At 59.8% G+C, this 24249-nt stretch carries 19 protein-coding genes and 1 other RNA gene; 5 read left to right on the forward strand and 15 right to left on the reverse strand.

Annotated elements, in window-relative coordinates; genetic code table 11:
* On the forward strand, window positions 1-1913 hold a 1913-nt coding region (locus QVP03_RS07885), incomplete at its 5' end, for an LTA synthase family protein (protein ID WP_288210702.1).
* Between the two features lie 134 nt (window positions 1914-2047).
* On the opposite strand, the gene QVP03_RS07890 is transcribed toward QVP03_RS07885, so the two are convergent.
* From QVP03_RS07890 to mltG, 10 genes are all read right to left on the reverse strand, one after another.
* A complete protein-coding gene (locus QVP03_RS07890) occupies window positions 2048-3067 on the reverse strand; it encodes a DUF5689 domain-containing protein (RefSeq protein ID WP_022332964.1) in 1020 nt (339 codons plus the stop codon).
* A 27-nt stretch (window positions 3068-3094) separates the two neighbouring features.
* On the reverse strand, window positions 3095-5854 hold the full coding sequence (locus QVP03_RS07895) for a carboxypeptidase regulatory-like domain-containing protein (RefSeq protein ID WP_022332965.1): 2760 nt from the start codon (window positions 5852-5854) through the stop codon (window positions 3095-3097).
* Between the two features lie 16 nt (window positions 5855-5870).
* A complete protein-coding gene (locus QVP03_RS07900; RefSeq protein ID WP_022332966.1) occupies window positions 5871-6902 on the reverse strand; it encodes an endonuclease/exonuclease/phosphatase family protein in 1032 nt (343 codons plus the stop codon).
* A gap of 20 nt (window positions 6903-6922) precedes the next feature.
* On the reverse strand, window positions 6923-8161 hold the full coding sequence (locus tag QVP03_RS07905; protein WP_276791369.1) for a DNA/RNA non-specific endonuclease: 1239 nt from the start codon (window positions 8159-8161) through the stop codon (window positions 6923-6925).
* Between the two features lies 1 nt (window position 8162).
* Window positions 8163-10943, reverse strand: a complete 2781-nt coding sequence (locus tag QVP03_RS07910) for a DUF5689 domain-containing protein (RefSeq protein WP_022332968.1) — start codon at window positions 10941-10943, stop codon at window positions 8163-8165.
* Window positions 10944-11130: 187 nt separating this feature from the next.
* Window positions 11131-11595: a DUF4293 domain-containing protein gene (locus QVP03_RS07915; protein ID WP_022332969.1), complete on the reverse strand. Its 465-nt coding sequence runs from the start codon at window positions 11593-11595 to the stop codon at window positions 11131-11133.
* Between the two features lie 6 nt (window positions 11596-11601).
* Window positions 11602-12549, reverse strand: coding sequence for a glycosyltransferase family 2 protein (locus QVP03_RS07920; RefSeq protein ID WP_162852202.1), 948 nt, complete (start codon window positions 12547-12549; stop codon window positions 11602-11604).
* A gap of 21 nt (window positions 12550-12570) precedes the next feature.
* Entirely contained in the window at window positions 12571-13140 is a 570-nt protein-coding gene (locus QVP03_RS07925; RefSeq protein WP_022332971.1) for a DUF4199 domain-containing protein, read from the reverse strand.
* Window positions 13141-13158: 18 nt separating this feature from the next.
* Window positions 13159-13761 (reverse strand): L-threonylcarbamoyladenylate synthase, encoded by a 603-nt coding sequence (locus tag QVP03_RS07930; protein ID WP_022332972.1) that lies wholly within the window; start codon window positions 13759-13761, stop codon window positions 13159-13161.
* A gap of 20 nt (window positions 13762-13781) precedes the next feature.
* Window positions 13782-14795, reverse strand: a complete 1014-nt coding sequence (gene mltG, locus QVP03_RS07935; RefSeq protein ID WP_022332973.1) for an endolytic transglycosylase MltG — start codon at window positions 14793-14795, stop codon at window positions 13782-13784.
* Window positions 14796-14844: 49 nt separating this feature from the next.
* Between mltG and ffs the strand changes: the two genes are divergently transcribed.
* An RNA gene (gene ffs / locus QVP03_RS07940) (signal recognition particle sRNA small type) lies at window positions 14845-14943 on the forward strand.
* Between the two features lie 223 nt (window positions 14944-15166).
* On the opposite strand, the gene QVP03_RS07945 is transcribed toward ffs, so the two are convergent.
* The 4 genes from QVP03_RS07945 to QVP03_RS07960 all read right to left on the reverse strand — a co-directional run bounded on the left by QVP03_RS07945 (window position 15167) and on the right by QVP03_RS07960 (window position 20815).
* A complete protein-coding gene (locus QVP03_RS07945) occupies window positions 15167-15709 on the reverse strand; it encodes a hypothetical protein (RefSeq protein ID WP_022332974.1) in 543 nt (180 codons plus the stop codon).
* Window positions 15693-15983, reverse strand: coding sequence for a DUF2089 family protein (locus tag QVP03_RS07950; protein WP_022332975.1), 291 nt, complete (start codon window positions 15981-15983; stop codon window positions 15693-15695). The genes QVP03_RS07945 and QVP03_RS07950 overlap by 17 nt, the downstream gene beginning before the upstream one ends.
* A gap of 135 nt (window positions 15984-16118) precedes the next feature.
* Complete coding sequence (locus QVP03_RS07955; RefSeq protein ID WP_022332976.1) at window positions 16119-17828, reverse strand: hypothetical protein; 1710 nt, start codon at window positions 17826-17828, stop codon at window positions 16119-16121.
* Between the two features lie 2 nt (window positions 17829-17830).
* Window positions 17831-20815, reverse strand: coding sequence for a tetratricopeptide repeat protein (locus QVP03_RS07960; RefSeq protein ID WP_022332977.1), 2985 nt, complete (start codon window positions 20813-20815; stop codon window positions 17831-17833).
* A 178-nt stretch (window positions 20816-20993) separates the two neighbouring features.
* On the opposite strand from QVP03_RS07960, the gene QVP03_RS07965 reads away from it, so the two are divergent.
* The 3 genes from QVP03_RS07965 to QVP03_RS07975 all read left to right on the forward strand — a co-directional run bounded on the left by QVP03_RS07965 (window position 20994) and on the right by QVP03_RS07975 (window position 23006).
* On the forward strand, window positions 20994-21185 hold the full coding sequence (locus tag QVP03_RS07965) for a hypothetical protein (protein WP_022332978.1): 192 nt from the start codon (window positions 20994-20996) through the stop codon (window positions 21183-21185).
* A 260-nt stretch (window positions 21186-21445) separates the two neighbouring features.
* The gene (locus QVP03_RS07970) at window positions 21446-22549 is read left to right on the forward strand and encodes a PAS domain-containing sensor histidine kinase (RefSeq protein WP_256166312.1); all 1104 of its coding nucleotides are present in this window, start codon (window positions 21446-21448) and stop codon (window positions 22547-22549) included.
* Window positions 22550-22598: 49 nt separating this feature from the next.
* Window positions 22599-23006, forward strand: coding sequence for an OsmC family protein (locus QVP03_RS07975; RefSeq protein WP_018695355.1), 408 nt, complete (start codon window positions 22599-22601; stop codon window positions 23004-23006).
* Window positions 23007-23186: 180 nt separating this feature from the next.
* On the opposite strand, the gene QVP03_RS07980 is transcribed toward QVP03_RS07975, so the two are convergent.
* On the reverse strand, window positions 23187-24249 hold a 1063-nt coding region (locus tag QVP03_RS07980), incomplete at its 5' end, for a TolC family protein (protein WP_288210703.1).

Raw genomic sequence — 24249 nt, forward strand, 5'->3', positions numbered from 1 at the left:
ACACACCGGTGGGCGCCGGTAACGTCCTTTGTGCCGCAACGATCGGCTTCGGCTTCCTGTGGCTCTTCATGATGAGCGTCTCGGAGACAAAATACTGCAAACCGTGGGGCTACATCATCCTCGGAATACTCGCCGCGGCATTTTGCTACGTGACCTTCTGCAACACGATATTCGACGAATACGGCAGCGTCGCACCGCAGGTAGCCTCGGGCATCCTCGGCTTCTGGGCCGGGACGTTCGCCCTGCGGCTCTTCTTCCGGGGATTCCGCAGCTACTGGACGACGGTATGGTTCGCACTGATCATCACGCTCTACGTGGGGGCTATCGTCTTCAACGCGATCAGCGAATATTTCTTCTGGAACGAATTCGGAGTCCGCTACAACTTCATCGCCGTGGATTACCTGGTCTACACCAACGAGGTCGTGGGCAACATCATGGAATCCTACCCCGTACTGCCGATGTCGCTCGGGATAATCGTAGTGACGCTGCTCATCACCTGGTACCTTTTCCGCCGCGACCTGGGGCAGGCCGACCGGCTGATCGGATGGCGCTGGAAGGCTGTCGCCGGGCCGGCCTATATCGCAGCCATGCTGCTGGCGGTTTGGCTGCTGCATTTCAATACCCGGTTTCAGGACAGCGACAACGTCTACGTGAACGAATTGCAGGCCAACGGACTCTACAAGTTCTACGACGCGTTCGTCAAGAACGAACTCGACTACGAACAGTTCTACATCACCGAGCCCGAAGCCAAGGCCGAGGAGTTCGTACACGGTGTGTACGGCAGCACGGGCGACAACCTGCATGCCGTCCGCAGCGAGGGCCCCGAGATACGGCGCAACATCGTACTGATAACGATCGAGAGCATGAGCGCCTCGTTCATGGGGCATTTCGGCAACACCAGGCAGCTGACGCCCGTGCTCGACTCGCTCTACGACCGGAGCCTGGCGTTCGACCGCGTCTATGCCACGGGTAACCGCACGGTACGCGGGCTGGAGGCCGTGACGCTTTCGCTGCCGCCCTGCCCGGGACAAAGCATCATCAAGCGCCCGAACAATGCGGGGATGCATTCGACCGGCGCCCTGCTGCGCGACAAGGGTTACACCGTGAAATATTTTTACGGCGGCAACAGCTATTTCGACAATATGGAGACCTTCTTCTCGGGCAACGGCTATGAGATCGTCGACCAACGGCAGTACGAGCCCGGGGAGATCACCTTCGCCAACATCTGGGGCGTATGCGACGAAGACGCCTACCGCAAGGTCATCCGCACGCTCAACGAAGACGCCGGCGACGGCAAGCCGTTCTTCGCACATGTCATGACGGTGAGCAACCACCGCCCGTTCACCTACCCGGCCGGGAAGGTCAGCATACCGCACGACGCCAAGTCGCGCAACGGAGGCGTGATGTATACCGACTATGCACTGGGGCGGTTCTTCGCCGAAGCGTCGAAACAACCCTGGTTCGCCAATACGATTTTCCTCATCACGGCCGACCACTGCGCATCGAGCGCGGGCCGCACGGAAATCCCGCTCGAAAAATACCATATCCCGGCACTGATCTACGCCCCGGGCTTCGTCGAGCCGCAGCATGTCGGGGGCATCGTTTCACAGATCGACCTGATGCCTACCCTGCTTTCGCTGCTCAACATGAGTTACGACTCGCATTTCTACGGCCGCAGCATTTACGACGAGGGCTATGTCAACCGCGCGTTCATCGCAACCTACCAGGATCTGGGCTACCTCGAGGGCGACGTGTTCACGATCCTTTCGCCCGTGCGCCGCTTCGAACAGTACCGGGTCGTTCCCACGGAGGACAATCCCCACAACCTCGAACCGATGGAAACGGAAAACCCCGAACAGGTCTCGCGCGCCATCGGCTATTACCAGACTTCGAGCGCGTGGAACAAACGCTGAGTGCCGGTATCTGAAAAAGGCTGTCTGAGATTTGTCAGACAGCCTTTTTTCGTATGCGTTTCCCGGATACGCCCCCGGTTCGCACAGAGTATGAACGCTTATCGGGATACTGCCTCGTCCCGGGGAGGGCGGTATCACTTCACCACCACGTCCCGGTCGGTGTTGAGCGTCAGCTGGTAGGTCGCATAATTGCCCGAGCCGTTGGTAAACTTGGTATAGATGGCCGTCAGGTCAACGACCGAACCGGATACGGGGATTTTGTTGTCGCGGAACTGGCTGTAACCGCTCGTACGCACCACATAGTTGCCCGGGGCGGCATTCGTGCCGGTACCTGCGGCCTGCGCATCGTAGGTGAACCAGGCCGAGCCGTAGAAAAACGTGTCGGCATTCGTACCGGGCAACATGCGCATCGTCGCCCAGGTAGCCCACTGGTCGATATCCTCCCACCCGGGGGAATTCACGTCGTAGGAGACGGAATTGGCGAAATAATTGGGAAAGGTGTTCTTATAGCCCCACGGCGCCGTGCCGAAGCGGCTCTCGACCCCTTCGAAACGAACCAGGCGCCCCAGGTCGTCGTCCGACAGCACAGTCCGGTAGTTGTCGCGCGTGACGACCAGCGTATCGGACTTCAGCATCGGCTGCTGTTCGCCCGAAAAGATGTGCTCGTCCTGCATAATCTTGCTCTCGATATTGTCGTTCGAATAGCTCGCATTGTAGGAGGTCGTACCGATGCTGACCATGCCGCGGTAGTTCCCCAGCACGAGCCCTTCGAGGTCGACGTAGACGATCTGCCCGACGGGATGGAACAGGTAGTTGCCCGTATTGAGCTTGAGCTCGATGGCCGACTCGGAGGCCTCGTCGTAGAGGTATACCGACTTGTAGACATTGCCGAAGCGGTCGGTCGAAATGACCTTGCCCGAGGTGAACAGCGGCTCATCGACCGTCCACGACGCCACGGTACCGTCGTTCATACCCGCATTCTCGGCCCGGAAGCGCGCCTTCAGCTCCCCGACGGAAATGTATTCCAGTCCCTTCGCCTCGAAATCGGCGCGGGTGTAGACCCTGGCCGGCCCCGGATTCAGGTAATCGCTGTAACAGCCTGTGAAAAACAGGGCTGCGGCAGCCGCCAGTAACAATTTGAATAATTTATCCATAGCATTCATGTTTTATTCGTCCAGCCGTCAGAAACGGAAATAGAGATTGAGGTAATAGGTCGTACCGAACATGTAAAAATACTTCGAGTCGAAAGCCTGGTAGGTCGTCACGGTGGTCTCGGTATTTTTCGAGAGGCGTGTCTGCTCATAGCCGCCGGTCTTGATGTCCTGATTGTTCAGGATGTTCTTGACGTCGAGGCTGAATCCCAGCGTGTACTTGCGGTGGATATACCAGTTCTTGCCGATGCTGGCATTGAGCGTATAGGCCGAGTCGAACTTCTCCTGGCGTCGCAGGTGTTCGATGTCGCCGGGCGCCATACCGCCCGTGATTACGGCGTCGGTACGGTAGATCGGGCTCATCGAGAGATACATGTTGTTGTAATAGTTGAAGTCGGCCGAGAGGTAGATGTTGTTGTTCGAGCGCCACGACAGGCCGACGTTGACGGCCGTCTGGGGTGTGCTCTCGACCCGGAAATCCTTCCAGTAGACATAACCGTCGGAGACGATATCGCCGCTGTTGTCCTGCGTTTGCAGGTAATAGGGATTCGAATCGTAGGTATATTGTCCCCAGCTCACGGCGCCGTTCAGGGCGAGCGTGTGGTAGATCGGGATCGAGACGGCCGCCTCGAGGCCGAAATGCACCTTGTCGATGCCGCTCATGGCGAAATTGGTGAAGGTGGCGGCCACGTCGTCGTAATAGGAGATCACCTTCGACTGGTCGTAGATGCGGGTATAATAGCCCGAAATGCGCGCCTTGAAATCGCCGTAGCGCAGGTTGTACGACGCATCCACGCCGAGGACGCGCTCGGCCGAAAGCCCCGGTGTCGTGGTGTTGCGCGTACGGGGCGAAACGAACGAGGACTGGAACTCAGGCGCTTCCTGCATGTAGACGACGTTCGCCTCGACGGCATGCGCCGCGGAGAAGCGGTACGAGAAGTTACCCTTGGCCTTGTAGGTCAGGTAATCCAGTTTTCGGGAGTCGCCCTTCGAATTGTCGGGGAAGAGCCCCTTGCGCCACAAACCCTCGCGCCACAGCTTCGCATAGCCCACTTCGCCGCCCACGGTGATGCCCAAACCGCCGACATTGAAGCCGTACGATGCCCACGCCCGGGTGCTGAGCACGTGGGCATAGTAATCGTAGCTGTACTTATCGCCCACCTTGGCGGCATGCGCATGGCCGTACTTGTTGTAATAGTCGAGGTTGTTCTGGTAGGCCTGCGTATTCGAACCGAAATCGCGTTCGGCGAATTTGTCGATGTCGGCCCAATAGTCGCCCCCCAGGAGGTCTTTCACCTGCGAGTAGTACTCCGTACGGTTACGGCGCAGCGAAAGTCCGCCGTTGATCCTGGAATCATCGCGGAAGATGTGCGAAAAACTGGCCGCGAGATTCCAGTCCAGCTGGTCGGTATGGCGCTCCTCGACCATGTAGTTAGACCGTCGGCCGGGGCCGTAGATCTGCTCGTCGAGGGGATCGTTCTGGTTATAGTTGGTCTGGTACATCTGCTCCCAGTCGAAATGGCGGATGTCCCGGTAGTTGGCCTGCCAGTAGACCTGCTGCCATGCGGCACCGACATAGTTCTTGTCGAGTGCGAAATAGCTCGGCAGGTAACGGTAGTAGTCGGGGCGCGGGTCGGGGCCGTTCTGCCACGTCAGTGCCGAGTAACCGTTCTTGCCGAAGCGCAGCGCCGTGGCCAGCTCCAACTTCGAACGGTCGGAGATGTCGAACGTGTAGTTGAGCATCACGATGGGTTCGTGGTTATTACGCACGCGGGCATTGCGCTTCTTGCCGTCCTGCCAGCCCCAGTTGGGGTTGTAATAGTTGTTGCCTACCAGGTCGTAGGCCTCCTGCGTGGCGGCCTGCTGCGCACCGCGTTCGGTGGGGGCACCCAACAGGGTCAGCGCCAGGCGGTGGCGCTGGCCGAACTGCTTTTCGACGGCGGCGAAATAACCGAACGCATTGTAGTAAACGCCGTCGACATAGGAGTTGCCGCCCTGGCGGGTCGAAACCGAAAAGGCATACGACCAGCCGTTGTCCTGATAGCCCGAGGCATAGGTGACCATCGCACGGAAACGGTACATCGAATTGCCGTTCACGAGGCTGGCACGCAACCCCTTGCGCATCTGCGACGGGCTGGTGATGATGTTGGTCATACCGCCGATGCCGCCCAGCCCGACGTCCGAGGCCACGATACCTGACGTCACCTCCTGGTTACGTGTGGCGTCGTTCAGGCCGCTCCACAGCGACCAGGGCGTATAACCCGTGAGGGCGTCGTTGAGCCGGATGCCGTTCATGTAGACGTCCTGGTACTGCGAATCATAACCGCGGACGTTGAAGCGCATCTCGCTGAACTTGTAGGAAGCGATGTTGTTGAAGATGTCCTTGGAGGCCGAGAGCGACGTAGGCAATGCCTGCGCATCGTCGACGGTCTCCATGTCGAACTCCGCGAACACGGCGTCGTCGATCATCTGCCGGGGTACGTCGGGCACCAACACGACCGCATTGATGTCGCGCACCTGCGAGCCGACGCGCACGGCGATGGAGAGGGGTTCGAACTCGGGGGTCTCGAACTGCAGCGAGTATTCGCCCGCAGGGACATTCTCGATGAGGAAATTACCCCGCTCATCGGACATCACGGTCACGTCGCCCGGCGTCATCGTAACCTTCACGCCGTCGAGGGCCACACGCCCCGCACGCGAAACGACCCTGCCCCTGACGCCGCCGTCCTGTGCAAAGGCGGTCAGCGTGGTGACGGAGAGTACTAAAATCAGTAGAATTTTGACTTTCATAGACTATGTAGCTAAATTATTTGGCAAAATAGATATACACCGGGAAGTGGTCGCTGTAACCGCCCTGGAAGTTGTTTCCCACATAGGTACGCAGCGGATAACCTTTGTACTGCCCCTCCCGCTGCACCATGTAATGCCTGCGGAAGATATTGCCGTAGTACTTCGAACCGGGAGCCTTGCGCAGTTGCATGCCGTCGTCGCCCGAGACCATGTTCCCCGAGACCACGATGTTGTCGAAGAGGTTCCAGGCATCGCCGTAGGCGAGCGTACCGATCCCCGCACGCAGCATGTCCCCGAAGGGATTGTAGAAATCGCCGGGTTCGAGCTCCTTCATGCGCGTTCGGGCACCCAGGCCTTCGGCCATGCTCGGATCCGTCGGGTCGTCGTTGAAGTCGCCCATGGCAACGATCCGGGTCGCGGGGTCGGCTTTCAGCACCGAATCGGCGATCCGGCGCATCTGCTCCCCGACGGCGATGCGTTTGAATTCCGAAGCGTCCTTGCCGCCCAGCCGCGAAGGCCAGTGCGCCACCATGAAGAAGAAGGGTTCGTCGTCGATCCTTCCCCACATCGTCAGGATGTCGCGGGTCTTGAAATTAGGGAGCGACGGCACGACGGTTTTCACCGGATAGCTGCCCTCCAGTTTGAAGACTTCGGGGCGGTAGAGAAAAGCCACGTCGACGCCGCGCGCCTCGGGCGAATCGTAGTGCACGATACGATAATCGGCTGGCGCCAGTTTGGGCGCCGCCACGATATCCTCGAGCACGGAGCGGTTTTCGACCTCCGACACGCCGATCACGGCAGGATAGACCTTGTCGGCAGCCGCAAGGTCGAACAATACCCGTTCGATGTTGCCCAGCTTGCGGTTGTACTTGGCCGAGTTCCACTGTTTGGGCCCTTCGGGGGTGAACTCGTCGTCGAGCACCTCGGGGTCGTTGATCGTATCGAAGAAATTCTCCAGGTTGTAGAACATCACCTTGTAGGGCTTCTGCGCGAAGCACGCCACAATGAATGCCGCCAGCAACAGGGTGAATATCAATCGTTTTTTCATCGTTCTGAAATTTTAAGGTTTTACAGTCCCCACGAGGCGGCGTCTTTCTGCGCCTTGACGGCGGCAGGCACCGAAGGGAAGAATTCGAAACCCGTGAGGCTTTCGACCTCCGAAACGCTTTTCACCCAGCTCCGGGCACTCCCCTGCCCGCCCGCATTTTCGACCCAGAACCCGATGGACTTCAGCTGGTCGGCCGGATAGTCGCCCAGCCGGTCGCCCGCCTGGCGGACATTGCCCTTGACCGTGCGGACGAACACTTTGAAATAGTAGTTCGGCACGGGGCACTGCTTGCCGTCGATATCGGGCGTGGCAAAGGTGCTGCCGGGATTCCAATAGGCACCCGTGACGACATAGAGCGTATCGGAGCACATCCAGTTGTCGCGCGCCATCTTCTCGAGCGCCGCCCAGGGATTCTGGTTCAGGCTGGAATTCTGGGGCGTCATGTTCGAGAAATAGAAGGTCTGTGCCTGCATCGTGGCATTCCCGCTGCGGTCGGCGTTGGGGATCTGGTGCCCGCGGTCGAAATTCCGTGCCGGATAGCTTTTGGTCAGGTTGGCCTGGTACTCGGCGGCGATCTTGGGGTCGTATGCCCAGGTTTCGACACGCCCCGAACCCGTGTAAGCGCTGTGGAGCGGATAGGCCACCCACCAGGCGGCGAACTTGGTCTTGTCGAAGCACATCGTAAAGTTGCGGGCGTTGTAGGTTACACCCGTATTCTGGTTGCGCAGCAGGGCGAAATGCGTCACATAGACATACGCATCGTCGGATTTCCGGGCCGGGATTTCCGGCCAGACAAGGTTATGGCCCGTCTGGTAGACATCGTCGGCAGCCGAGGTGCTGTATTGTGTGAGTTCCAGTTCGAGGGGCGCCTGCCCGTCGAACGTGAAGCGGATCATGGCATGCCGCTCGTCCTTCGTGTCGTTCGGCCAGTAATAGACATACTGATTGCGGGCCGCGAGGCTCGTTCCGGCAATTCCGGTCTTGACGGTCTGCCCGCCCGGAGCCGTACGGTTGAACGAAACCCAGTCGGCGCCCGCCGTGATCTCGGCCCTCCACGACGTCCCCTCGCGGCCGTCCACGATCAGCACGGCAGCGCCCTCCCGGTCGGGGTGCACGGTCTTGGTGGGATCCCACTCCACGCGGAATACCCCGGAACCCGAATCGGAATCGTCGCTGCAGGAGGTGGCGGCGAAACCCGCCGCCACGACCGCAGCAACCCCGAGGAGCGTTCGTATCAGATATTTACGCATCCTCTTCATATCAATAGACCTGTACGCCCAACACGATGGCACGCCCCGTATTGCGATCCGATGCCGCCGTGAAGTCGGGCGACGTGGAGATCGTCACGGTCGATGCGGCGGTCAGCCCCGTGAGCTGGAAGGTGTAGTAATCGGAATCGGTCACGTCGGTGAAGGTGAAGTCGTTGCCCGACCCCGCAGCACCGGCGCTGGCCGTGATCGCATGGCTGCCGTCACCGCTCACCGCTCCGCCGTTGTTGACACGGATGTAGACCGTGGCGGCCTTGCCCGTCCATGCCACGGCATAGAACGAAAGTTTCTTGTCGCCCGTGAGGGATGCTCCCAGCGCCTCGGAGGTGAATACGCCGGCAAGGCTGCTCGTACCGAGCTTAAAACCCGTAGCGGGCTGGCCGTCGATCGTCGAGTTGGAAGGATAGTAACGGTCGGTCGTGCTGGTGGAAGCCGGGATGAACTGGCTCATGGAGGTATAGATGCCCTTGGTATCGCCGCCCGACCCGGCCGCGAACTGCGTGAGCGTAACCTCGCGGCTGTTACCGCCCGCAACCGAGACGGTCATCGTGCGCACGATGTCGTCGGAGGTCGTGTTGGGAGCCGGAGGCGTGACGGTAACGGTGGTACCGTTGACTACGGCCGTGAAGGGCGCAATCGCATCGTTATCGACCGTCAGGGCGTTCGACCCGAGGTTGACGACCGTAACCTCAACATCCTTGGTTACCGTCTCCTCGGCGCCCCAGGTCAGCGATGCGGGGTCGACCTCCGTAATCACGGGCGTCGAAGCATCGACCTTGAAGTCGGCGACATCCGCCGCGGACTGCGGGTAGAGCTGCGCCGCACCGTCGTAGACTTCGGCCACGCCGGTCAGCGAACCGGCCGTCACGGTCGACGAGATCAACTCGCCGCCCCATGCGACGGTCTTGTAGGTACGCACAGCCAGGTCGCCGCTCCCGTCGGTAAACAGGCGGGTCGAATAGTTGGCTGTACCGCTGTACCACATCTCGCCGGCCTCGCCCTTGAATGCGAGCCCCGTAACCTTCACGTTCATACCCATATAATCGTTCGAATTGAACTGCGCGAGGGTGACGGACGGCACGACCATCTGCACGGGCGACGAGTTGTCGACCGCGGTCGTTACCTTATTGATCTTATACAGGCCATAGGAATTGTAGACCGTACTCGTCGCATCGAGGGTCAGCGTTATCCGGGCACCGACCGGGTAGTCGGCGACGGTTTCGTACGCCGCATCGGCGAGCAGAATACCCGAACCGGCATCCCCGGTGTTATCCACGACGGAGATCATCTGGTAAAGGTTGCCGCCCGCGTCGTTGGCGGCAATATATCCCTGAACGGTCTGTCCCGTCCACTCGCCGAGCGAAGCCTCGGCACCCGAAGCAGGCGCCAGCCCCTTGACGAAGGCAACGAATTCGGCAACCGTCTTGGGCTCGGCACTCGGCTTGGCGGCCTGCGCGACACGCAGGGTCAGCGGCGTGACACCCTCGCCCGAGAAGGTGATGCTGCCCAGGTCTTTCGATGCGGAGGTTTCGTTGGCTGCGGTCGCCGTGACGGTGACCGTACCGTTGTTATCCCCGCCCTGGGGTGAGATCGTGAAGCCGTCGCCGCTCATGGTGGCCGTCCACGCGATGTTGGCCGTGACGGTCACGGTCGCCGTAGCGCCCGACGTCGAAGCCAGCACGAGGTTATCCTCGGGCGAGATGCCGAGCGAAGCCCCCGAAGCGACGAATGCGGCCACGTCCGAAGGCGTGGTCGGGATGACCTGTATGTTCTTGAAATTCTGTTCGGCGGTACCGAGCAGGGCGCCCGTCTTGTCGGCGATCGTGATCGCGGCGAAACCGGCGGCATCGGTTGCCGTAGCCATATAGCTCTGGACAGTCTCGCCTCCGGCGGCATCGAAGCGCACGACGCGCTTGGCGGAAGTCGCCCACGCCTCGCCGACGAACGACGACTGCGGCGTGAGGTTCGTGACCCGGACATACTGCCCCTGATAATTGCCCTCGTTGAGCGTCGCGGCCGAAAGCGTCGGCACGGCCACCTCGACGGCGGGATCGTCGGAGACGGTCACCACGACGTTCTTCAGCTCGCGCAGATTGCCGTAGGGCGCATACTGGGCGGCCGACAAGTCGAGCGTAACCTTCTTGCCGACCGGATATTTCGCGCTGTTATCGCGGGTAAACTCGGTCGTGCTGTAAAGGATGATGGCCGAGTTGGGCAGCGTGATGTTGTCGCCGACATAGAGCTTGCCGAAATTATTGCCGCCCTCGTTGTTGGCGAGGATCACGGCGGGAATCGTCTTTTGGCTGTAATTCAGCTCTTCGGTACCGCTTTCGAGGCTCGGCCACGTGTTCTTGATGTAGGCCACCAGCGCGCTCACCTCGCCGGCCTTGGGCGCCTCGCCCTGCTCGATGGTGACCTCTTTCGTCCAATAGGCGCCATATGCGTTCTTCAGGTTGAACGAGAGCTTGGCGATACGGCCCACGTTGCTCGCGGGGATGGTGAATTCGACGGTACCGTCGCCCGAGCCCTGAGTTGCGGAGGGCGTAACCCAGTCGCTGCCCTCCAGCACTTCGAGCGTCCAGGGGCGGTTGCTCTTTACGGTGAATGCGGAGGCGCCTTCCGGGGCACCGTCGGCATTGAACGTGAGCACGTCGGGGGTGACTTCGAGATAAGGCATCCCCTTGTCGTCGTTATCGTCCACACATGAGGCCAGAGCCACGGTGGCAAAGAACACCGTGCCGGACAATAACTTCCAAAAGTTCGATTTTTTCATAGAAGCGTTTATTTTAGACAGGAATGAATGAATTTCCTAATTTCCTGTATATCCGCTTCAAATCGAATGCCAAGGAATGCCTTTCAACCGCCGGACGGCTCCGGCAGGCACAAAAAAATATATCCCGCAAGCGGGATATATTCAGCGGACGGGCCGATTGATGCCACGTCCGGTCGTATGGCGCGCGTCAGCGTATTCTATCGGCGGCACGTACCATCAGTTCGTCGCGGAAAACAGCCCGTGCAGCGAGGTAGGCGAACAGCAGGCACACGAGCGGCAGTGCGATGGCGGGCCGGAAACCCTGCGTATGGAACGAAAGTTCGGAAAAAACCCGCCAACTGAGGAAATAATAGGCCGCTTCCATAACCGCAGAACCGATCAGCAGCACGATCTCCACGACACAGAGCCGGATCTGGAGCAGGCGGCGTTTGAACAGGAAGATCGTAATGAAAGGCAGCACGCAGGCCAGTGCCAGCACGACGCCCATGTAGACGGTCGACTGTACAGCCTCTCCGGCCGAGGTCTGCAGGGAAAAGGCATAGAGCCGGAACTCACCCGCGTCGCCCGCGAACCAAGCCAGCGGGGCAAAGAGCGTAACGGCCATGAGCGCCGTGACGATGAGCAGATGGAGTGTTTGGATTCGTTGTATCATAATTATTTACAAAGTTTTATCAATCAGATACTTATTCCTGTCCGACGAACCCCGGTTGATGAGCTCGCCCAGGAACCCCGCCAGGAACAACTGCACGCCGAGGATCACGGCGAGGATCGCCAGGTAAAAGAGCGGCTGGTCGGTGACCGGACGCAGCGACAGCCCGTGCACCTGTTTCCAGATCTTTGCGGCGATGATCCACACCGTAGTCCCGCCGCCGATAAGGAACATCAGCGTCCCCAGACTGCCGAAGAAATACATCGGCGAGCGGCCGAAATGCGTCATGAACAGCACGGTGATCAGATCCAAGTAGCCTTTCACGGTACGTTCGAGGCCGAACTTCGAGCAGCCGTATTTGCGGGCGTGGTGCTCGACGACCTTTTCGCCGATACGGCGGAACCCGGCCTGCTTCGCCAGAATCGGAATGAAACGGTGCATCTCGCCGTAGACCTCGATCGACTTGACGACCTTGCGGCGGTAGGCCTTCAGCCCGCAGTTGAAATCGTGGAGTTTGATGCCGGAGACCCGGCGCGCCGTCCAGTTGAAGAATTTGCTCGGCCAGCGTTTGCCGACCGGGTCGCGGCGCTTCTTCTTCCAGCCGGATACCAGGTCGTACCCTTCTTCGAGGATCATGCGGCGCAGTTCGGGAATCTCGTCGGGCGAATCCTGCAGGTCGGCATCCATCGTGATGACGACCTCGCCTTCGGCTGCGGCGAAACCGCAGTACAGGGCTGCCGACTTGCCGTAATTGCGGGCGAAGCCGATGCCGCGGATCGCCGGGTACTTCTCCCTGAGCGACTCGACAACCTCCCAGGAGCCGTCTGACGAACCGTCGTCCACGAGGATCACCTCGTAGGCATAGCCATGCGACACGGCAACGCGGTCGATCCATGCCACCAGTTCGGGCAGGGACTCGGCCTCATTGTAGAGTGGTACTACGACGGATATGTCCAGTTTATTATTCACGGTATGTCCCTATTCGCTTAGCGGGGTATCGAACGGTTTGGGCGCACGCGACAACACGCCTGCAATGATAAGGCCGAAAACGGCACCGAACAGAATGCTCACGAAAGTTACGGCCCACAGCGTTCTTAAAAAAGAAGGTTCGGGGGTATTCTGTATCTGGTCGAACATCTGCGACAGCATGGATTCCATGTTGGCCGGCACCCCGCCGTTCCGCCCTATATAATCGGATAATGCGGCTGTAGTACGCTCCGTATAGTTGGTGTAACCGATGAAAAAGTGCAGGTAAAGGTATTGCACGATACCGACGATGAGCCCCGCAACGGTCGAGACGGAGAGGATGTAAGCGTACCCCTGCCCGAAGGAGAAACCCTCCTCGGCGGTATACATCATCGAATACCGGCGCGTGAAACGGTGCAGCAGATAGTAATGCAGTACGACGACGGCAATCCATTCGATTGCGTACAGGCCGAAACTGGCCGAAATCTGCAATCGGGTTTCCAACATGAACGAGACGGCCAACAGGGCGCCTATGATCGCGCCGTACTTGGCGACATCTTTCCAGAAATTCGTTTTTTCCATATACTGTTTATATTAATCTCATTGCAGTTCCCCTTTGCCCTCGCGCAGCACTTCGGGCTCGTCGCCCGTAAGGTCTACGACCGTCGTGGGGATGTTGTCCCCCATGCCGCCGTCGATCACAAGCGCCACGTCGCGGCCATAGCGCTCATGGATCAGTTCAGGATCGGTGGTATACTCCACGACCTGGTCGTCGTCCTTCACCGACGTGGTGACGAGCGGGCAGCCCAGGGCGGCGACGATGGCGCGGGAAACGGCGTTGTCCGGAATGCGGATGCCGATCGTACGGCGCCTCTCGAGCGCCTTGTCGGGCACGCGCGAGGATGCCGTGAGCACGAACGTGAAGGGCCCCGGCAGGTTCCGTTTCAGGATCCGGAACGCCGTGTTGTCCACACGGCAATACTCCGCCACCTGGGCGATATCCCCGAAGACCACCGAAAAAGCCTCGGCATCCTTACCCCTCATCCGCCGCAGGCGTTCGATGGCCTTGGGCGAATGGAGCGAACAGCCGAAAGCATAGACGCTGTCGGTCGGATAGATGACGATCCCGTCGTGAACGAGCACGTCGACCACCTTCTGCAACTCCCGCTCCGAGGGGTTCTGTTCGTAGATCTTCGTAAGCATTAGGACAAATGTACGAAAAATTATTTAATCTTGCGCCGGTTCAGTTCGGCGCTGTATGCCCGGGCATTGGCATTGTGCTCGCGGAGCGTCCGTGCGAAGTTGTGGTAACCGTCGAACGTCGCACGCGCACAGAAGAAAAGGTAGTCATGCTCCTCGAAATTGAGCACGGCGTCGATGGCGTCGATGCCGGGCATGCAGATCGGCGAAGGCGGCAGCCCCTTGTTCCGGTAGGTATTGTAGGGCGACTCGTATTTCAGGTGTTTGTGCAGGATGCGCCGCAGCCCGAAGTCCTGCATGGCATACTTGACCGTCGGATCGGCCTGCAGGGGCATCCCCTTGCGCAGGCGGTTGACGTACACCCCTGCGATACGGGGCATCTCGTCGGTCTTGCGGGTCTCCTCGTAGACGATCGATGCGAGGGTCATGACCTCGAGCCGGCTCAGACCGCTGCGTTCGCGCAGGGCATCGCGCCCGGGCGTCCAGAAACGGTCGTACTCTCGCTTCATGCGCTGCACGAACTCTTCGGGCGTCACCGTCCAGTAGAACTCGTAGGTGTTGGGAATGAACATCGAAAAGAGCGTCACGCTGTCGAAACCCACGCCACGCGCCACTTCGGGCGAGGTCAGCACCTGCATGATCGCCGTGGAGTCGGCGTCGATCTGCCGGGCGAGTTTCTGCGCGAGCTGCGCCGGAATGCGGGCATTGTTGATCGAAACCCGTACAGGGGTTTGAAGCCCCAGTTTGAGCATCCGCGCTACCCGGATCACGCTCATCCCGGGCTCCAGCACATAGTGGCCGGGCTTGAACGTCTCCGGCAGGTTGATGCGCCGGGCATAGACACCGAAAGCCCAATGGTGCCTGAGCCGGGGCAGCAAGGAATCGGTGAGGCTTTGGTAGTCGGCACGGCTGCCGATATAGAGGTCGCGCCCCGCGCGCACGGCATTCCCGTAAAATTGCTGCCGCAGGACAAAACCCGCGACAAGCAGGCACGCAAGGCAGGCGAAAAGGATATAGCGAAAAGTTTTTTTACGCATCGGGCCGAAAATTTTTGCAAAGATATAAAAAATTCCTACTTTTGTGCCCGGGTGAGTCTTATACGACCAGCTCCCACAGAATCCCCCAGGCGAGGAATCGAGCAAGGGTATGTGGTCGTAGCGGTGCGATATAAGGAGCTCACCCTTTTTTTGTTATACGGTGCCCGGGTCACATAGCCCCGGGCACCGCTTTTTTGCTCCATCGCGGCATGAAAAAACGTCAACGAACAAACCTGCCGCCGGCATAAAATCCAATCGTATTGTGTTGCCGGCAAAAAAAATGCATACCGGATGCAGCAGCCGGCCAGTGCATTCCAGTAAAGGCATAAAAAACGGGACGAAGACGTCCCGCGCGGCATGATTCCGGTATTTTATTTCGAATAGGCGATCAGCAACTGGTTGACGACGCTGACGAAGACATAGCAGATGACAAAGATGGAAACCCCGCGCCACCCTTTCATATTGGCCGAGACGAGGTAGGCGAAACAGCCCCAGACCATCGACCAGACCATCGAGACCGACAGCAGGATCACGATCAGGTTATAGCCTGCGAGCTTCATCACTTCGCAGACGCTCCGGGGCTCGCAGACAAGCCCGCCCAGCCATTTCGAGGGTACGCTCAGCACCCCGAGTATGACGATCGTAGGCAGCATGGCGAAAAGATTCGTGGCGAAGATATCGACTGCGCGGATACGCGACGGCGAGAAGAGCAGGGCCAGCACGTAGAGCAACAGCGAAAGGGGAATCCACAACAGCAGGTTCGAAGAGAGGATCGTGACGATCTTCGACAGGTCGTCACCGACAGGCCAGCTCACCGCCGTCAGCAGGCAGATGGAAAAAATAGTCCCGGCAAGGCCCCAACCGAGAGCTTTCCCGGTAGAGAGGTATTCAAACGGGTTAAGAATCCTGTTCATCGCCTTCGAATTGATTAAGTTGAGCAATTATGTCGTCCAAACGGTTGCGTACCGTGGGGTAACTGAGCCCTAATTTCTGCGCCATCTCCTTCAGGGAGCCGCTGCTTTTTACGAAATCGAGCACGAATTGCTGGTCGGGAGCCGAAAGCTGCATCATCACCGGGAGGTTGTAGTCGCCTTCGATATGCGTATCGCATCCGTTGCAATGCATCGCTTGTACGCTCAATCGTTTACCGCAGGAGGGACATATCTTGGGGAGGTTCTTCAGTGCCATATAAGTTCAAAAAGTTGTATTTATACCATGTCAGGCTTCACAAAATTAATATATTTTTTGAATATGTCACATAAATGTGCAAATTCCTGCAAAAAACCATGGCAATACCCCGCGTCACAGACCGGAGGTGGGATTTCAGAAGTTGGCTTTCACCCCGACCGTGAAATTTGCCCCGTATTCCGGATACCACGGGTATTGGTACAGGCGGCGGTTGATCAGGTTACGGCCCTCGGCGAAGAGCGTAATGCGTCCCGAAACCTTCCAGTCGAAATTGACCCGCAGGTCGGCGGCAAAGGGCACTTCGACACTGGCGAAACTCTCCGCCCCGGATGCTGCATCCATCTGGTAGTCGGACCATTTACGGGTGCTTTGCAGCCAGATGCCCGCGCCGAACGAAATCTTGCGGCCGTCGTAGTGGGCGGAAAAATTGCCATCGAAAGCCGGGGCACCGTTATGGAGTTTGGTCTCGTCGTCGTTATAGATATAGCCGTGCACGCCCAACTCCGTCCGGAAACTGCTCGCGGGACGCCACGTCACCTCGCCGTTGAACGACAAGACGGTCTGGCGGGCCATCGACGGCAGCATGGTCAGCCCGGCGGCAAGAATATCGCTCCCCTGCACGACATCGGCACTGTACCAGTAAAGGTGGTTGTCACGGATCGAGAACCCGGCATAGGCCCGGTAGTCGAACTTCCCGCGCCAGATACTGCCCCCGATACCGAAGCGGCCGTTGTAATCGACCGAACTCTTAGTCCCGAATACGGGATTCAGCAGATAGGGATTCAGCTTCGTAAGCGAACGGTAACTGTTCTCGCGGACGTTGCCGTCCATCTCGAAGAACGGGCACAGCCCGTCCGTCCCGAGGTTCAGGTTCAGCCGCACGAAAGGAATGATATAATTTTCCGCTTCGACGGACTTGACCTTGTCGTGGTAATAATCGGCACCGACCTCGAGGCGCACTACCCCGCCCTCGATGCCGTAGCGCAGCGCGGCATGTATCAATTGCTGGTTATATTCGTCGAGGGCCTTCTGTCCGGCGAGCCGCTCGTAACCGATCTCGGCGGCAAGGCGGTGGCGCCCGAAAGCGCGGGCGATCTTCGCGTGGGTTTCCAGCGTGGTCTGGCGGGCCTTGTCGTTATAGTCCGGCCACTCGGAATGGTCGAAAAACATGCCGCCCCGGATGGCGATTTCGAAATTCACGCGGCTCAGATCCTGGAAATCGTCGCCGAAGCGCACCGCGATGTTCGCATCGCCGTAATCGGCCATCGAACCGGGTACGGCATCGGCAGAGATGTCCGGCGCGAGGTACATACCGTAGCGGTGGTACATGCGGTTCTCGTAGGAGAGGTCGCCCTCGAGCACGTGGCGGCCGAAATATTTACCCGCAGCGGCGCCGATGCGGTTGAGCATCCGCGTCGAATTGTTCTTGACGCCGAAGTCGTTCCCGATCTTGGAATAGCGCCCCTCGTGGTTGACATAGCCCACCACATACCCTGTCCCGGGGTTCTGGCTCGAAGCATAGAAATCCAACACCGAATTGAACGGGTAGCCCATCCCGGCCTTGAGGTAGAAAGGCAGCGGGCGGTTGAATTCCCAGTAGGTTACCGTCGCGGGACGGATCGGCCGCGTGGCGAGGGTGGTCTGCAACGACAGCGGCGTGATCGTATAGTCGATCTCGGGACGCATCTTCACCGTATCGGTCATGTCGGGTACGACAGCGAGTTTCGACGCTCCCTCCACACTCGGCACATAGGCCTTGGTCACTTCGACCCGTTTCTCGACCTGCGCGCTCGCGCCCCAGGGCAATGCCGCCATCAGCGCGGCTACAAACAACATGTGTTTCATCGTCAGTTCAGTTTTGCGATCCGTTCCTTGGCTTCGTCCACGATCCCGTCGTCGGCAGGCGAATAGCCGTCCGCGACGCTCTGGTAGGTCGCCCGCGCCTGGAAGTTGTCTCCCTTGCGGACATAGACGTCGCCCAGCAGGATGAAGGCCTTGGCCAGCCAGTAGGCCTGGGGTTCCCGTTCGGAATAGGCGAATACCGCCTTCTCGGTCTTGTCCATATCGCCCTTTTCGAAGGTATCCTCCAGCACGTAATAGGCAGCGGCGGAACCCTCCTTCGAGCGGACGTCCGCGGCCAGTTCCCTGTAAAGCTTCACGGCATCGGCACGGCGATCCTGCTGCCGCAGCAACTCCGCCCATGCGAATTTCGATTCGCGCAGCGCCACGGCCCCGGCATCGGGATGCGCGGCGACATCGGCAGCCATCGCCTCGATTTTCGAAGCGTCGCCCCCGGCCAGCGTGGCGCGCACGTAGCCCGTCATGGCATCCTCGCGCCCGGCCACCGTCGTCGTGACGTCGTACAGCTTGCGGAATGCGGCGGCGGCCTCGTCGTAACGCTTGTCCTCATAGGTCAGCTCCGAAAGTTTCTCGAGCACCGTGACCGAATACTGGTTCGTACCCTGCCCGGCCAGTTCGGTGAGGGTTTCGATGGCATCGCCGCGCTCGCCCGTGCGGAGGTAACAGTCACTCAGGAAATAGAGGGCATCGTTCAGGTAATACCCCTTGGGGTAGCTCCTGACATAACTGCGCAGCGACTTGGCGGCAGCGTCGGTCTGCCCGGCCAGGTAAAGTTTCTGGGCGGCGGCAAACGACAGCGAGTCGCGCGACACGGCTGTCAGGTCGCTCTCCATGCCCACCCTGGCGGCATAATCGAAATAGTCGTCGACCTTGCCGTCCGAGACATAGATCTCGCGGATACCCTGCATGGCCCCTTTGGCTTCGGACGACTGCGGGGCCGTCTCGACCACCATGTCGTAATATTTCAGCGACTTTTCCTTGTCCCCCAGGTTGAGGTAGGCGAGCCCCAGGTCGGCAAGCGCCTGTGCACGGCGCGGCGACGAGGGATAGTCGGCAATGAACCGTTCCAATTGTCCGGCACCTTCGGCATAGCGTTCCTGCGCGATATAGGAACGGCCGAGCTCGTACGAGGCGGCATCGACATAGTCGCCCTGCCCTGCGGCAACGATCTGCCGCAGCGCCTGCAGCTTGGGCTCCGTGCGCCCGAGGATGCCGAGCGTCACGGCGCGTTTATACTGTGCGTAATAGCGTTCGGGGGTGTTCAGCGCAACGGCACGGTCGTAATCCCCTACGGCCGCTTCGAATTCGCGGTCGGAATAGCGGATGTCGCCCAGCCGGTTGTAGGCATCGGCGCGGTAGCGGTCGCGGGCCGGATAGGCTTCGAGGAACTTCTCGAACGAACTGCGCGCCCCGGCCATGTCCTTGCGCGAGAAATCGCAGTAGCCGAGGTTGTAGAGCGCCATGGCATATTCGTCCTCGCTGCGGGGGGCACGCTTCAGGTAGGCGTTGTATTTGGCCGCAGCGACCGTATAGTCGCCCTGTGCGAAGGCGATTTCGCCCTGCCAGAAGGAGTTGAGCGCACTGTATTTGGGGCTGACATTGATGGCCGCGGATTCGGCCAGGTAACGCTGCGCGGCACGCATGTCGCCGGCGCTGTACGCCTCCAGACCGCGGAAATAGGTGATCTTCTGCAATGCGGCTCGGATGTCGGCATCCTGCGTCGGGAAGGATTTGATGGCCCGGTAAGCCGCGTCGTAATCGTTCGAATTGTAGTAGGCCGCGATCAGCAGCGAACGGGCTTCGCCCACGCGCGGAGAATCGGGATACTGCGCGACATAGCGCGTCAGCACGTTGATCGCGCCGTTGAAGGCACCGCCGCCCAGCTCGTATTGCAGTTTGCCGTAGTTGAACAGCGCATCTTCGGCGATGGCCGGATCGAGCTTGTCGTCCGCAGCCATGGCGAACGACTGCATGGCGGCCTGCTTGTCACCCGCACGCAGGTAGCAGTCGGCCAGGTGGTACGAGGCATTCTGCGTCAGCGCATCCTCGGCACCGCAGGCCTTGCGCAGGAACTCCGCAGCCTCGGGATAGCGTGCCGTGCGGTAAAGCGAGAAGCCCATCAGATAGCTGCCGTCACGGTCGAGTTCGCCGCCGGCAGCCGTAAAAGCGTCCAGATGCCCGATGGTCTTGTTATAGTCGCCCAGGTGAAACCACGATTCGGCGATGACGCGCTCCAGTTCCTGCCGGCGTTCGGGCACGGCGCGGCGCACCAGTTCGTCGCCGTTCTCGACGACATAACGGTAGTTTCCGTCGCGGAATTCGATCTGCAGGAGGTAATACGGCACCACGGCACGGTAGGCATCGCTGCGCTGCAAGGCCGTGAAGCCCTGTTTCGCACGCCCGTAGCGCCCTTCGGCATAGTCGATATAGGATTTGTAATAGAGTGCATGGTCGGCATATTCGCTCTGGGGGCCGATGCGGTCGAAATAACCGAAAGCCTTGTCGTAATTGCCGTCGGTGAATTCGACATAGCCCATGCGGATGTCGTACTGCTCCTTGCGTGAGCGGCTCAGCGCCTTGTAATCGGTCTTTGCGAAGGCCTCGCGGGCACGCCTCATATCGCCCTCGGCGCAATAGAGCGACCCCAGCGAAAACCGCACGTCGTTGGCGTAGACCGAACCGGGATAACGCGCCTCGAAATCGCGGAGCGCCCCTTTGGCATCGCGGCTGCCCAGCTCGACGGCACAGGCCGCCAGGTAGAAATCGACCGTCTGCGCCGCGACACGGTCGGAAGGCGCGAGCACGTCCCGGGCCCGGAGGAACTCATGCCGGGCATCGCTCCAGCGGCCGTAGTCGAACAACGACCGTCCCCGCTCGATAAAGGTCTCACTTTCGGGCTCCCCGGCCTGCACCCGCAGGGTGCATACCGCGCACAGCGCGAGGGTCAGCAACAAGCTCAGTTTTTTCCGCATACGCACATAAATTCTTACAAAGGGCAAATATACGAAAATTTGCCTTTCCCGCATACCCCCGCACCAAATATACCGGTATAAAACCGGAACCGACACCCCGGCGGCGACCGGGACGGTTTGCATCTGTTGAAAATTATCCATACCTTAGCCAGACCGTTACGCCCTTAACCCAGTCAACATGAAATTGCGTCTCTTCCATCGTAACAAGCCCGCCCTCGCGCCGGGGATACAGGCCCCGGCCGTGCGCGACACGCTCAGCCGGGTTTCCGTTGCCTGCATCGAGCTGACGCCCGAAGGGGAATTAACGGATATCAACATGCAGGCATTCAAAGCACTCCGCCTCGGGGGGGGGATTTTCCGCATCCGCTGAGGATTTCCGACCTGTTCTCTGTCTGTCATGATAAAAAAGACCTTCTGCCCGCTATTTTCAAAGGGCTGGAACAGCACAAAACCTACGGCGATCTGCCGCCGTGGAGCTATATACAGCTATCCGGCAGGGACAATCTGAAATTCTATATCGAAGGCCGCTTCGTCGGCCACTACGACCGGCATAGAAAACTGCGCCGGATAGTATTCCTGTTCCGGGACATCGAAGAGGAAGTCTGCCGCAGGTTCATTCTCGACATGGCGATGGCGCAAACGAAAATTTTCCCGTGGTTCTTCGACCTGGACAACGGCAGAATGGTCATCGACGCCCGCTGGTTCGACCACGTCGGCATCCCGCGCGGCGACTGTTCGATGAGTCCCGGGGCCTTTTTCGACATGCTCCATCCCGACGACCGGGAAACCCTTTCCGCAGCATTCGCAAAGCAGCTATCCGGGATACTCACCCCCGAGGCATACGCCTACCGCGTCCGCCGCTGCGACGGGACATGGGAATGGTTCGAGGGACAATCCGTATACCTGGGGCAGGCACACGACGGCTCGCCCTATCGCGTGGTGGGTATCTGCCAGAGCATCCAGCCCCACAAGGAGATCGAAGGACGTCTGCGCGAAGCCCGCGACAAGGCCCGCGAAAACGACCGGCTCAAATCGGCGTTCCTGGCCAACATGAGCCATGAAATCCGGACGCCGCTCAACGCCATCATCGGCTTCGCCAACCTCTTGACGTGCGACGACGTCCCCTTCAGTGAAACGGAAAGGCAGGAGTACAGTCGCCTGATCACGGCCAACGGCGACCAGTTGCTGCGTCTGATATCGGACATCCTCGACCTTTCGAAGATCGAGTCGAACACCATGGAGTTCTGTTTCGGGGAGCATTCGCTGCACACGCTGCTGTCGGACATCTACCAGTCCCAACTGCTCACCATGCCCCCGCAGGTCGAACTGAGGCTCGAACTCCCGCAGGCCGACACGACAATCCGCACCGATGCCTCGCGGCTGAAACAGGTCGTCAACAACCTGATAAACAACGCCGCGAAATTTACCGACAAGGGCAACATTACGTTCGGGTACCGCACGGCCGACGGTGCGGGAGAGGTCGAACTGTTCGTCAGGGATACGGGGAAAGGCATTTCGCAAGAGCACCTGAGCCGAATCTTCGAGCGATTCTACAAGGCCGATTCCTATGTAAAAGGCGTCGGGCTGGGGCTTTCCATCTGCCGTACGATCACCGAACTACTCGGCGGCGAGATATCGGTCGTCTCCGCGCCGGGCGAGGGCACCTGCTTTAAGATCGTGCACCCCGTCCGCCGTACGGAAACGGCGGCGGAAACCGCGGGGGCATACCGGTAAGGTACGATTCTTGCCCCGCTTGCAGCGTTCAACATAAATTCTGTGACTTATGATCGAAAAAGTAACGCTGCAACTCTCCGGGGATGCGGACTTCACGTCCGAAGGCGGGCCCCGCTGCGAAGAGATGAACCCCAAGACACTGCTGCTCTATGCCGCGGCGAAATGCGTCGGCAAGACAGCCCTGATGATTATGGACAAGGAACGTTTCCGCCCCAAACGCTTCGAGATCGGCATTTCGGGCGAGCTCTCGGACGAAACGCCCCAATCCGAAAGCACCTTCAAATCGTTCCACGTAGTCTACAACATCGAATGCGACACCGAGGACGACCAGGCCAAAGTGAGCCGTGCGGTGACGCTGGCGCACGAAAAGTACTGCGGCATGATGCAGATGCTGCGCAAGGTCGCACCCGTATCGCACGAAATCGCGGTGGTCAGCACCGAGCCTGCGAAAGCCTGAAACGACAGGCAAGGGATACGAAAAACGGGGATTTTCAGGAAAAATCCCCGTTTTTTGTGCCCCGCCGGCAGGAAACCGGCGGCGGCGTCCCGAAGAGGCGGTCTCGGCCATGCGGTTTCCGCAGCCGGAACAGGCATCCCCGCCGCGACGGCCTGCCGGGCAAGGCCTGCCTGCCGCCGCTCACTGCGCCGTGATGCGCAGGTAGTCCGATACCGCCACGGCATAGTTGTAATGAGCCTTGATTGCATTGGTGTAGAGCTGTATCCAGCTCAGCTGCGCCTGCAACACATCGAGGATCGTAGAGAGCCCCTCGCCGTAGGAATAGGTGCTGATGTCGAGGTTTTCGCCGGCGATGCGCAGGCTCTGCTCCGTGGCATCGACCTGTGCCCTGCTGTTGACCAGCGCCGTCCAGCCGTTCATCTCGTCGCGCACGATATTGTCGTGCAGCAGCGCGGTGTTCCACTCGCTCTGCCGCTGGACGGCGCGTGCCGCACCCGTGGCGCGGCGGCGTTCGCCCCAATGGAAAATCGGGAGCGTGAGTTTCACGAACGCCGAGCCGTCGACCGTCGTGGCGCCCGTCCGGTTGGGGAAATACGGCTGCCACGAGCCGCCGATGCCGACGCTCACCTGCGGATTGAACGGCGCGCGCGCCGCCCGGATACCCGCGTCGGCCTGTTCGCTGCGCAACCGGGCAGCCATATAGTCCGGACGGCGCCCCAGCACCTCGTCGGGCAGCAGGCGCGCAGGCTGCGGCAGCGAATCGCGGATGCCCTGGGCAAGTTCCACCGCAAGGTCGGGATCCGTGCCGCGCAGGATGTTGAAATTGTGCAGCGCGACGGTATAGTTCCGCTCGGCACTCACCAGCCCGTACTGCGCTTCGCTCAGACGGGCGTCGATCATCAGCACGTCGCCCTTGGCAATGTAGCCCTCGGCGAAACGGCGGTCGACGACCTCCTTGAGCGAGCGGATTATGTTGACATACTGGCGCATGGATGCGGCATACAACTCCATGGCGGAGAGGTTCCAGTAGGTATACTCGGCCGCATAACGCACATCGAGCTGCGTGAATTCCTCGTCGCAGAGGGCGATGTCGTAGCCCAGCTCGGCCTGTTTGTAGGCCGCACGTACGGCCCCGCCGCCGTAGACGGTCTGCACGAGTTGCGGAAGGACGCTGAAATTCCACCGCTCCAACCCGTCGTAGTGGTGTACCGTGGCGGTGAAACTTCCGTCGGGCGGGAGCCGT

This window comes from Alistipes sp. CAG:29 (genome assembly GCF_000435435.1).
Classification (GTDB): Bacteria; Bacteroidota; Bacteroidia; order Bacteroidales; family Rikenellaceae; genus Alistipes; species Alistipes onderdonkii.